Origin of the sequence: Janthinobacterium sp. ROICE36 (assembly GCF_002869965.1) — a bacterium.
GTDB lineage: Bacteria > Pseudomonadota > Gammaproteobacteria > Burkholderiales > Burkholderiaceae_D > Janthinobacterium.
The window spans coordinates 19051-30533 of sequence record NZ_PEBS01000065.1; the positions used below are offsets into that span (position 1 = coordinate 19051).

General features: G+C 60.6%; 10 protein-coding genes. 3 read left to right on the forward strand and 7 right to left on the reverse strand.

What is annotated here, in order from left to right:
• Positions 1-48 precede the first annotated feature (48 nt).
• Both CSZ94_RS21690 and CSZ94_RS21695 read right to left on the reverse strand, forming a co-directional pair.
• Entirely contained in the window at positions 49-624 is a 576-nt protein-coding gene (locus tag CSZ94_RS21690) for a TerD family protein (protein ID WP_102123427.1), read from the reverse strand.
• Positions 625-724: 100 nt separating this feature from the next.
• On the reverse strand, positions 725-1807 hold the full coding sequence (locus CSZ94_RS21695) for a DUF475 domain-containing protein (protein ID WP_102123428.1): 1083 nt from the start codon (positions 1805-1807) through the stop codon (positions 725-727).
• A 245-nt stretch (positions 1808-2052) separates the two neighbouring features.
• Between CSZ94_RS21695 and CSZ94_RS21700 the strand changes: the two genes are divergently transcribed.
• The 3 genes from CSZ94_RS21700 (at position 2053) to CSZ94_RS21710 (ending at position 7120) form a co-directional block, all read left to right on the forward strand.
• Positions 2053-2478: a divergent PAP2 family protein gene (locus tag CSZ94_RS21700; protein ID WP_102123429.1), complete on the forward strand. Its 426-nt coding sequence runs from the start codon at positions 2053-2055 to the stop codon at positions 2476-2478.
• Positions 2479-2719: 241 nt separating this feature from the next.
• Entirely contained in the window at positions 2720-3895 is a 1176-nt protein-coding gene (locus CSZ94_RS21705) for an efflux RND transporter periplasmic adaptor subunit (RefSeq protein WP_102123430.1), read from the forward strand.
• A gap of 3 nt (positions 3896-3898) precedes the next feature.
• Positions 3899-7120, forward strand: coding sequence for an efflux RND transporter permease subunit (locus CSZ94_RS21710; protein ID WP_102123431.1), 3222 nt, complete (start codon positions 3899-3901; stop codon positions 7118-7120).
• Between the two features lie 165 nt (positions 7121-7285).
• Here CSZ94_RS21710 and CSZ94_RS21715 read toward each other — a convergent pair whose 3' ends face one another.
• The 5 genes from CSZ94_RS21715 to CSZ94_RS21730 form a co-directional block, all read right to left on the reverse strand.
• Positions 7286-8038: an SAM hydrolase/SAM-dependent halogenase family protein gene (locus CSZ94_RS21715; protein ID WP_102123432.1), complete on the reverse strand. Its 753-nt coding sequence runs from the start codon at positions 8036-8038 to the stop codon at positions 7286-7288.
• Between the two features lie 32 nt (positions 8039-8070).
• Positions 8071-8604, reverse strand: coding sequence for a TonB-dependent receptor plug domain-containing protein (locus CSZ94_RS21720; RefSeq protein ID WP_258001137.1), 534 nt, complete (start codon positions 8602-8604; stop codon positions 8071-8073).
• A 173-nt stretch (positions 8605-8777) separates the two neighbouring features.
• Entirely contained in the window at positions 8778-9032 is a 255-nt protein-coding gene (locus CSZ94_RS29225) for a hypothetical protein (RefSeq protein ID WP_308410590.1), read from the reverse strand.
• A 3-nt stretch (positions 9033-9035) separates the two neighbouring features.
• Positions 9036-9542, reverse strand: a complete 507-nt coding sequence (locus CSZ94_RS21725; RefSeq protein WP_308410591.1) for a histidine phosphatase family protein — start codon at positions 9540-9542, stop codon at positions 9036-9038.
• A gap of 80 nt (positions 9543-9622) precedes the next feature.
• The gene (locus CSZ94_RS21730; RefSeq protein ID WP_102123433.1) at positions 9623-11023 is read right to left on the reverse strand and encodes an L-cystine transporter; all 1401 of its coding nucleotides are present in this window, start codon (positions 11021-11023) and stop codon (positions 9623-9625) included.
• Between the last annotated feature and the right edge of the window lie 460 nt (positions 11024-11483).

The following is an 11483-nucleotide window of genomic DNA, read 5'->3' on the forward strand; positions in this document are numbered from 1 at the left end:
AAAGCCGCCTGAGTACGTCCAGGCGGCTGTGTTTAGCGCATAAAACGTTTAGGCATTCACACCGAACGAGCGGGCCAGAGGGCCCAAGCCGCCGTTGAAGCCCTGGCCGATCGCCTTGAACTTCCATTCGCCGTTGTAGCGGTAGATTTCGCCAAAGATCATCGCCGTTTCCGTCGAGCTGTCTTCGGACAGGTCGTAGCGGGCGATTTCTTTTTCGCCTTCCGCGTTCAGGCAGCGGATGAAGGCTTTCGAAACCATGCCGAAGTTCTGGCGCCGCGCGTCGGCGTCGTGAATCGTCACGGTGATGCTGATGCGGTCGATATCTGCCGGCACGCGGGTCAGGTCGATTTCGATGCGCTCATCGTCGCCTTCGCCTTCGCCCGTGGTGTTGTCGCCCGTGTGGACGACGGAACCGTCGGTCGACTTCAGGTTGTTGTAGAAGATAAAGTCAGAGTCGCCACGGACTTTGCCGTCGTTTTTCAGGAGGAAAGCGCTGCCGTCAAGGTCGAAGGTGGCGCCGTCCGTGGAACGAGGATCCCAGCCGAGGCCGAGGATGATCTTCTTCAGGTTCGGTGCTTCCTTGCTCAGGTTGACGTTGCCGCCTTTTTGCAAACTGATTGCCATGTGGTGCTCCTTTTTAATAAATAACTCAAACATGCCTGCATGGGATGAGCGCAAGGCGCTCGTGCCATTACTCTCTCAATTGGGGGCAGAACCCCCGATTTCAAGCTTGTGCCGCATGCCGTTTGCGATAACGCAAGGACGACCACAGCGAGACCAGGATGAAGGCCACGCCCGACAGGCCCGTGAACCACTCCGGAATATGGTACTTGACGGACGCAAGCATGATCAAGGCCAGGATGCCGATTGCATAATGGGCGCCGTGCTCCAGGTAGACGAATTCGTCCAGGGTGCCCTTGTGCACCAGGAAGACCGTCATCGAGCGCACGAACATGGCGCCGATGGCCAGGCCCAGCATGATGATGACGACGTCGTTGGTGATGGCAAAGGCGCCGATGACGCCGTCAAAGCTGAACGAGGCATCCAGCACTTCCAGGTACAGGAAGCCGCCGATGCTGCCGCGCGCCACCGTTTTCACCAGGTTGCCATTGCCGTTTTTCGCCGGTGCGGCACCTTCTTCTGCGTCATCCTGCAAGTCCGGTTCGCCTTCTTCCAGCAAGCCGCTGATCCAGTTCACGCCGATGTAGACGGCGATACCGACGACGCCCGAAGCGAGCACGTTGTATTTTTCTTCCGCAGGGCCCATCGCCACGCAGGCGGCCACGGCGCCCATGGTGATCAGCACGGCCAGGCCTTCGGTGCCCAGCGCGTTGACTTTTTCCTCGGCCCAGCCCAGCCAGTGCAATTCCTTCTCGTCGTCGAACAGGAAGTTCAGGAACACCAGCAGCAAAAAGGCGCCGCCGAAGGCCGCCACTTGCGCATGGTTGTCCGTCAGGTGCTTGGCATACACGTCCGGCGTGGTGGTGGCCATGGTCCATACATCGACCAGGCCCAAGCCCGTGGCGACGGAAACGATGACCAGCGGGAACAGCAGCCGCATGCCGAAGACGGCCACGAGGATACCCACGGTCAAGAACAGTTTTTGCCAGAAGGCATTCCAGTGACGCAAGACCGAGGCATTCACCACGGCATTGTCAAACGACAGCGACACTTCCATGACGCCCAGCACGCCGGTGATCCACAGCGCCTGGATCATGCCCGGCATGCCGCCATGGCTGTAACCCCACCAGCCCGACACTGCCATCAGGATAAAAGTGACGAAAAAGGAAATTCTGAAATGCCGCATGAGTACCCCGTTGCAAGTGTGAAAGACGTTTGATTATCCGTGCCGCTGTGCGCGCCGCACTCTGTGTTGATATACGTCAATTGTTGTATATGCCATGATTTTATATTAGTTGCCGCCGGGGCCGGTGTTTTATAGGCTGACGACAGACAGTTCTGCTGGCGCGGATGATCTGCGATAATTGCGGCGCGCCCATCTGGCGGCCGCAGTTTCTTGCACACTTTACAGACATATAAGAAGGAATACCCGTGGATATCGCTTACCTCGTCACGCCCCTGATCGCCTGGATCCTGGTCGGACCGATCAAATTCCTGATCAACAGTGTCCGCACGCGGCAATGGGCGTTCGGCCTGGTCGGCAATGGCGGCTTTCCCAGCAACCACAGCGCCGTCGTTTCCAGCATGGCCACCTTGATTGCCCTGCGCGAAGGCATAGGCCACCCAGCCTTCGGCGTGGCCGTGACATTGGCCTTCATCGTCATCATCGACGCCAACAGCCTGCGCCAGCACGTGGGCAAGCAGGCGGCAGCCATCAACCGCCTGGCCGGGGAAGCTGCCAGCGCCGCGCACAGGACCTTGCGCGAGCGCATGGGCCATACCCTGGTGGAAATCGCCGGTGGCCTGTGCACGGGCGTGGCCATCGGTTTCCTGGTCAACACCGTTTTTGCCCGCTAAGCGTCCTTTCCCCCTGAAACGCAAAACCCCGCTTCACGGCGGGGTTTTGCGTTTCAGGGCGTAAAAACTACGTTTCATCCATTGATTAAAGCATTACAGGAAAGCGCCGATTGACATGCCCGGACACGCTCATGGATACTTTGGCGCTTGTGGTTTTAATAAAAATAAATGCCTGCTATCGCCTGCAACCCTATCCGGGCCACCGGGACGGTCGTGGTCCTATCTATCCGGAGAATTACCCATGTTGCGCAAAACCCTGTTTGTTCTGGCAATTGCTTCTGCCCTGGCCGCCTGCGGCAAAGAGTCCAAAGATCCTGGCAAAGGCGCAGGCAAGGGCGCCAAGGAACAGGCGGGCGCCGCCGTCAAATTGCTGGTCTCCCCGGAAGACCTGCTGACCATACAAAGCAATGCGCTGGCGTCGGGTCCCGTCATCACCGGTTCCGTGCAGCCCGAGCGCAACGCGGACTTGCGTGCCGAAGTGTCGGCCGTGGTGATCCAGGTCATGAAGGAAAACGGCGAAGTCGTCAAACGGGGTGACGTGCTGGTGCGCCTGGACGAAACCTCCATCCGCGACAGCCTCAATTCGGCCGAGGAAGCCACTCGCGCCTCCAGCCAGGTGCTGGAGCAGTCCGAACGCATGTTCCAGCGCATGAAAACCCTGCGCGCCTCGGGCATGACGTCGACGCAGGCGCTGGAAGACGCGGAGATTCGCCGCAACAATGCGCAAAGCGATTTGTCCGCCGCGAAAAGCCGCGCTGCCCAGGCGCGCCAGCAGTTGCAGCGCACTCTTGTGCGCGCGCCGTTCGACGGCATCGTGAGCGAGCGCAAGGTGTCGAATGGCGATACGGCGCAAATTGGCAAGGAATTGATCAAGGTCATCGATCCGACCAGCATGCGCCTGGAAGGCCTGGTGTCGGCCGACAAGATCGGCATCGTCAAGGTGGGCCAGCCCGTGCTGTTCCGCATCAATGGTTATCCAGGCCAGGATTTCTCGGGCAAGGTGCGGCGCGTCGATCCTGCCGCCAATGCCGTCACGCGCCAGGTGGCCGTGCTGGTCGATTTCAACGACAAGGAACAACCGCGCGTGGCCGGCCTGTACGCGGAAGGGCGCATCGAGACGGACAGCATCAGCGCGCTGATGATACCGGACTCGGCCCTGGTGAAGGCGGGCGACGTCACGTACACGTGGAGAGTCAAGGACAAGGCTTTGCATAAAGTCACACTGCGCATCGGCGCGCGCGACGTGCGCACGGGCCAGTGGGAAGTGCAAAGCGGCCTGGCCAGCGGCGACACCGTGCTGCGCACGCCGGGCTCGACCTTCAAGGATGGACAGAACGTGGAATTGACGGCCGGCAAGACCGTGCCAGCGGCCGCCATGGCCAGCAGCAGCACCGCCGTTGCCGGTAAAGGAAACTAAGCCATGTTCCTTTCCGATTTCAGTATCAAGCGGCCCACCGCCACCATCGTCCTGATCCTGGCAATGATGTGCGTCGGTTTGCTGGCGCTCAAGAAACTGCGCGTCAACCAGAACCCGGACGTCGAAGTGCCCTTCATCGTCGTCAGCATTCCTTACCCTGGCGCATCGCCCGATACGGTCGAGCGCGAAGTGGTGAACCGCCTGGAAAAATCCTTGCAAAGCATTTCCGGCGTAACCGAAGTCAACAGCGACTCGAATGAAGGTTCGGCCAGCATCTTCCTGAAGTTTTCCTTCAATACCAATTTGATCGAGGCGTCCGACAATATCCGCAATGCGATTGCCGCCGTGCGCTACAAGTTGCCGACGGAAATGCGCGAACCTATCTTGCAGCGCATCGACCCAGCCGCCGAACCGATCATGCAGCTGGCCCTGTCGTCGAATACGCAAAGCCACGCGGAAATTTCGCGCCTGGCCGAAGACGTGCTGTCGGACCGCTTCCGCACCGTCGATGGCGTGGCGCTGGTCAATGTGGGCGGTTCGCTCAAGCGCGAACTGTCCGTGCTGCTGCGGGCGGAAAAGTTGCGTGAATATAACGTTTCCGTCAGCGACGTCGTGACCGCCCTGCGCAACCAGAACACGAATGCCCCGGTGGGCAAGGTGCGCGGCACCCTGGACGAGAAAAGCATCCGCCTGGTGGGGCGCATCGAGTCGCCAGCCGACTTCGAGAAAGTGGTGATCAAGCGCCGCGGCGAGGAAATCGTGCGCCTGGCGCAAGTAGCGACCATCGAGGATGGCTTTGCCGAAGTCAACAGCCTGAGCATGCGCAGCGGCAAGCCCAACGTGGGCATGTCGATCACCCGCGTGCGCGACGCCTCCACCGTCAGCGTGGCCAACAAGATCCGCGACATGGTGGCGGAAATCAACAAGACCTTGCCGAAAGGCACGATCTTGCAAGTGACGCGCGACGGCGGCGAAAACGCCCAGCATAGCCTGAACAATGTGATCGAATCGCTGGTGCTGGGCGCCGTGCTGACAATTTTTGTCGTCTACGCTTTCTTGAACTCCTGGCGTTCGACCCTGATCACGGCGCTGAGCCTGCCAACGTCCGTGATTGCCGCCTTCATTGCCGTGTGGTTGTGCGGCTTTACCCTGAACTTCATGACCCTGCTGGGCCTGTCGCTGGCCATCGGCGTACTGATCGATGACGCCATCGTGGTGCGCGAAAACATCGTGCGCCACATGCAGATGGGCAAGGACCGCCGCACGGCCGCGCTGGAAGGCACGGCCGAGATCGGCATGGCCGTGGCCGCCACGACCTTTTCCATCATCGCCGTCTTCATTCCCGTGGCCTTCATGCCCGGTATTTCCGGCGAATGGTTCCGTCCGTTTGCCTTGACGGTGACGTGTTCGGTGCTGGTCAGCCTGGGTATCTCGTTTACGCTCGATCCCATGCTGTCGGCCTACTGGGGCGACCCGGTCGACGAACACTCGGCACCGAAAAAGGGTATCGGCCGCGTGCTGGAGAAATTCAACCACTGGTTCGACCATCAGGCGGACCGCTACGGCCGCGTGATCGCCTGGGCCCTGCATCACCGCCGCTGGATGGCCGTGATCGCCTTCGGCAGCCTGGTGGGCGCCATCGCCCTGCACTACACGCATGGCGGCACGAGTTTCCTGCCGGCATCCGATTCAGGCAATCTGATGATCAATGTGCGCACGCCATCGTCGAGCAGCATCGAGTATTCGCGTTTGAAACTGGAAGCGGCGGCCGTGCTGGCGCGGACCTTGCCTGAAACCAAGGATACCAACAGCTCCATCAATGCGGGTGGCGGAAGAGTGTATGTCGACATCGGCAAGCGCAACACCCGCAAGCGTTCGGCCAAGGAAATCGCGGTAGAACTGCGCGAAAAGATGTCGCGCCTGGTGGGCGCCGAATACGTGGTGCAGGATGACTTGAGCAATGGTTCGCAAAAACCGATCCAGGTGGAATTCACGGGTCCGGATTCGCGTAAACTCATGGAAATAACCAACGCCTACATGGACAAGCTGCGCGCCATTCCCGGTGCCGTCGACGTGGGCCTGTCCGAGCAGGACCCGAAGAACGAGCTGCAGATTGAGCTCAACCGTGGCCTGGCCAACTCGATGGGCATTTCCGTCAATGATGCGGCGCAATCGCTGCGCGTGGCGTTCGCCGGCGTGGAAGTGGGCGACTGGGTCGATCCGACGGGCGAAACGCGCGACGTGGCCGTGCGCCTGCATCCCGATGACCGCGTGGCATCGGAAAACATCGAGCGCCTGCCGATCAGCGTGACGGGCACCTCACAAATGGTGCCGCTCGACCAGATCGCCACCATTACCATGGGCAAGGGCCCGTCCGGCATCGAGCACAAGAATGGCAAGCGCACGATTACCGTGTCGGCCAATGCGCAAGGCCGTTCGAACGGTGAAGTGACGAGCGACGCCATGAAACTGGCCAATTCCATCGACTTCCCGCCCGGCTACGGTCTGGCGCTCGGAGGCGCCGGCCAGGACCAGCAAGAGCTGTTCACGGAAATGCTGATTGCGCTGGTGATGGGTATCGGCTTGATGTATTTGATCCTGGTGATGCAGTTTGGTTCATTTACCGCGCCGGTGGCCGTGATGATGTCCTTGCCGCTGAGTCTGATCGGCGTGGTGGTGGCGCTGGTGATCACCAACAATACCCTCAACCTGATGAGCTTTATCGGCATCATCATGCTGATGGGCCTGGTCGCCAAGAACGCCATCCTGCTGCTGGATGCGGCGCGCAAGCGCGAGGAAGAGGGCCATGGCCGCGAAGACGCGCTGATGTATGCGGGCCGCATGCGTCTGCGTCCCATCCTGATGACGACGTTTGCGCTGATCGCCGGCATGTTCCCCGTGGCGCTGGGCCTGGGCGAGGGCGGCGAGTTCTACCGTCCATTGGCGATCGCCATCATCGGCGGCACCATCACCTCGACGATTTTGACCCTGCTGGTCGTGCCGACCTTCTATGACAGCATCGAAATCTCCCGCGATGGCGCCGTAGCCAAGTTCCACCGCCGCGCCACGCGCATGCCCGTGGCCGTGGCCATGATATTGACGCTGATCGAGTGCATACTGACCTTGCTGCTGGTGCGCTTCGTCTACCGCATGCTGAAAAAGGCCGTGCTGTTCCTGATGGGACGCCGCGCGCCGAAAGCGGTGTCGGTCAGCCTGCAAAAGTAATACCGGGCCAAGGCCAGCTTGCGCTGCGCCGTGGTGGTGTCATCGGGATTGCTGGAGGTGGCCGGCGTGTTGGGCGAGCAGAGCGTAGGGCTTGACCTAGCGCAAACCCGCAAGGGAGTTGGCCAGATGGGCCAGGGCAGGACGCCCTGGCCGCGAACGAAGGGTTTATTTGGCGGCAAGAGCCTTGCTCACTTCCACTTCCCAATCCACCCCCGAGGCGACGTGGTGTTTGGCGGCAAAGTCACCCTGACTGATGGCCACGGCCACGTCGAGCAGGCTGTTCAGGTAGACCAGGGGTTTGCCCTTGGCGACGCCGCCAAACGTGTGCTCGAATGGCGCCGTGACCTTGGTCACTTGCTTGCCCTTGTGCAAAATGCGCACTTGTAGCGTGTCATGCAGTTTTACCTGCAATTCGTCGAGCAGGGATTTCGGGATATTCGTCCACACATTGCCATACTTGACGTCGAGCACGGGCACGATGCCACGGATGGTATTGCCATCGCGCACAGGTTTTTGATAGGCAATCTTGACCATGGATTCGCTCGGCAATTGCGGGCCCACCTGTTTATAGCTGATGGCGCCCGAGGCCAGACGCGCACCCACATACGCGTACACGTCGCGGCCATGGAAGGTGTACGACTCGACGGAGTCAGCCAGGCGGTTGACCTTTTCATCGATTTCGCGCAGTTCGGCCACGCCGTCGCGCTCGGCGATCAGGGTGAACAGGCCATTGTCCGGCGCCATGAAGTAGCGTCCACCCTTGGTTTTCAGCACCACCGACTTGCGGTTGGTCCCCACGCCCGGATCGATGACGGAAACAAACACCGTGCCTTGCGGCCAGTAATTGGCTGCCTGGTACAAGCGGTAGGCGCCCAGCCAGATGTCGTAGTCGGGAATCTGGTGCGTCAGGTCCGAGATGCGGTCGGGTCGAAATGCCTGTGGTTGGCGCCCTAGCTGACGGAGGCGGCGCCCCCCGTGCGGGCTTTTTTCAGCACGATGTTGATCACGCCTGCCACGGCGTCGCTGCCGTACTGGGCACCGGCGCCGTCGCGCAGGATTTCGATGTGGTCGATGGCGTTCGGTGGAAGGGCGTTGATGTCGGCCGGCACGGTGCCGGCAAAGCTGCTTTCCGTGTCGAGCACGGCGCTCGTGTGGCAGCGCTTGCCGTTGATCAGCACCAGCACCTGGTCGGGCGCCAGTCCCCGCAACTGGATGCCGCGCACGGAGTCCGATGCGCCGCTTGACTCGATGCGGGGGAAGTTGATCGAGGGCGACAGGTTTTGTAGGGCCGCGCCCACGTCACCGGTCGACAGCGCATTGCTCGCTTCGCGCGTGCCGAAGCGGTCGATGGGCACGCTGCTGTCGAAGACGCTGCGGTTGCGCGCGCGCGAGCCGACGACGGTGACCTGGTCGATGCTGGCGGTGGCCGTTTCATTGGCGCTGCCGGTGGTGGCAGATACAAGATAGAAGTGGCGCGGATACACGGCGGTGTCCTTTGGGCTCAAACAGTGTTAGTACGGAAACAGTTGCCATGAGCTGAAGGGTGGTGGCGGTAGGCGTTAACGATTCTTTCTGGATATGCTTATGCTGTTGTTTTTATGCCGCCAGGAGCAGGGAAGGCGTGCTGTCGATGGCGTCCATGCATGCCCACGAAGTATCAGGATTTCGGCGCGGCCGGCATGTCGGACTGGGCCGTGACGGGGGTGCCGGCCGCTTCCAGCGGGGCGACGAAGTTGCACAGGTCCAGCTGCAGCTTGCCGTGCCTGCCCAGGGCGGGGTTGAAGGCGTAGGAGGTGACGCCGCAGTTGGGCACGTCGGCCGCCTGGTCGATGGCCAGGATGGCGTGCTCGTCGCAGCGTTCCAGCAGGTAGCGCAAGCAATTGACGATGACCTGGTGGCCGACAATCAGCACCCTTTAGCCCCGATATTCGCGGGTAATGGTGTCGAGCACGCTGCGCAGGCGCAGGATGACGTCGCACCACCTTTCGCCACCTGGCGGGCGGAAATAAAATTTGCCCACATGCTGGCGCTGCTCGTGCAGTTCCGGGTACTTGCTGGCGATGCCGTGCGCGGTCAGGCGGTCGAGGATGCCGAATTCCTTTTCTCGCAGGCGTTCGTCGGCCACCACGGAAGCGAGGCTGTCCGCAGCAAGCCGCGCCAGCACGGCTTGCGCCGTCTGCTGCGCCCGCACGTAAGGCGAGTACAGCACGACGGTCGGTTGTTGTTCGGGGGGAAGGGTGGCGAACCAGTCGCCCAGGGCTTGTGCCTGGCGCGCGCCAAGTTCTGAGAGGGGGACGTCGACATCGCGCTCGGCGATGGCGATCAATAACTGTTTTTCCGCTTCGGCGGCATCGCGCGCCACGTTGCCCTCGCTTTGGCCGTGACGCACGATCCAGATTTGCTGCGGCCATTTCTGTTCCATCGCCTTGCGCCTTTCTCTGTATTGATTGTGAATAAATATAGAGGAAAGCGGCAAGGCGTGGCGCGCCGGTGGATAGCTACTTAGGCGGTATGTTCCGCTTCGTCCAGGTCGGGCGCGTCGTCGCTGTTGTAGACGGCCAGGTCGGTCTGTCCCATGACCCGGCTGGTGACGGTGCCGGCCGTGATCGAGCCGCTCACGTTCAGGGCCGTGCGGCCCATGTCGATCAGCGGTTCGACGGAGATCAGCAAGCCGGCCAGGGCGACGGGCAAGTCCATGGCCGACAGCACGATCAGGGCAGCAAACGTGGCGCCGCCGCCCACGCCGGCCACGCCGACGGAACCGATGGTGATGATGGCGAGCAAGGGCAGCAGGAAGCTGACGGTGAACGGATCGACGCCGACGGTAGGGGCGATCATGACGGCCAGCATGGCCGGATAGATGCCGGCGCAGCCATTCTGGCCGATGGTCGAGCCGAACGAAGCGGCGAAGTTGGCGATGCCTTCCGGCGTACCCAGGCGCTGGGTTTGCGTCTGCACGCTCATCGGGATCGAACCGGCGCTGGTGCGCGAGGTGAAGGCGAAAGCCAGCACGGGGAAGACTTTTTTCACGAAGCGCAGCGGGTTCAGGCCGACGCCGGCGATGATGGCCAGGTGCACCAGGAACATCAAGGTCAGCGCGCTGTACGAGGCGACGACGAAGTTGATCAGTTTCAAGATGTCCGTGTAGCTCGACGAGGCCACCACTTCAAACATCAGCGCGAACACGCCATACGGCGTCAGGCGCAGCACCAGGGTGACCATGCGCATGACGATGGCGTGCGCCACTTTCATGAAGCTTTCGAAGGAAGCGAAGATTTCCGGCTTTTTCGCGGCGATGCCCGTGGCCGAAATACCGATGAAGATGGAAAATACCACCACGGCGATGGTCGATGTCTTGCGCGCGCCCGTCATGTCGAGGAAGGGGTTGGTCGGCACGAAGCTGACCAGCAGTTTGGGCAGCGACAGAGCTTTCGCCGTTTCCAGCGACCCTTGCAACTGCACGCCGCGCGCCACTTCGGCCGCGCTTGACGTCAGGCCTACGGCCGTCAGGCCGAACAGCTTGGCCATCAAAATGCCCAGCGCGGCGGCGATCATGGTGGTGATCAAGAGGGTGCCGATGGTCAGCGCGCTGATCTTGCCCAGGGAACTGGCGTCCTTGAGTTTCAGGATGGCAGAAATGATGGAGACCATGATCAGCGGCATGATGATCATTTGCAGCAGCTTCACATAGCCGCTGCCGACGATGTCGATGTATTCATTGGTGCCCGCGATGATGGGCGAGCCGGCGCCATACAGAGCTTGCGCTGCCGCGCCCAGTAGCACGCCCAGGCCCAGGCCGGTGAAGACGCGCACCGTAAATGTCGCGTGTTTGCGTTGCTGCTGGAACATGAAGGCGAAGACGATCAACGCAACGAGCAGGTTCAGAATGATGTTAATTACCATGAAGGGGCCTTATCTTGGTTTTATTCGAGACTGCAGAGAGCATGAGAACTTTACTACAAGTAATTGCTGCTCCAGCCCGGGGCGAAAGGGCAAGCACTGTACAGTACTATGGGGGCGTTTTGCGCAATACCGCTGCGAATATTACGCTATATAAATATGCTTCACAGGCATAAGCGCAGGTATAGGTCTGCCGGATGATTGTGAAAAGGAAGATTTCATGCCAGCATTGCACGTTTGTTCGTTTGCTAATCTGGCGCACTATTTTTTAAGGAAAAAGATGAATGCTTTAACAGGGTGTTGAATTAATCGCCGTGCCCGTCAACCATCACGGGCGGGGGTGTACTGAATTCTGTGTAAACGGTTTTTCGTTTAAGTCTGCGGTACCCGGTCTTCAAACTGGATGGCGAAGCGGTTCAGTGCCGCTTTCCAGTCCCGTATTGGCATCGTCCACTTCTTGCTA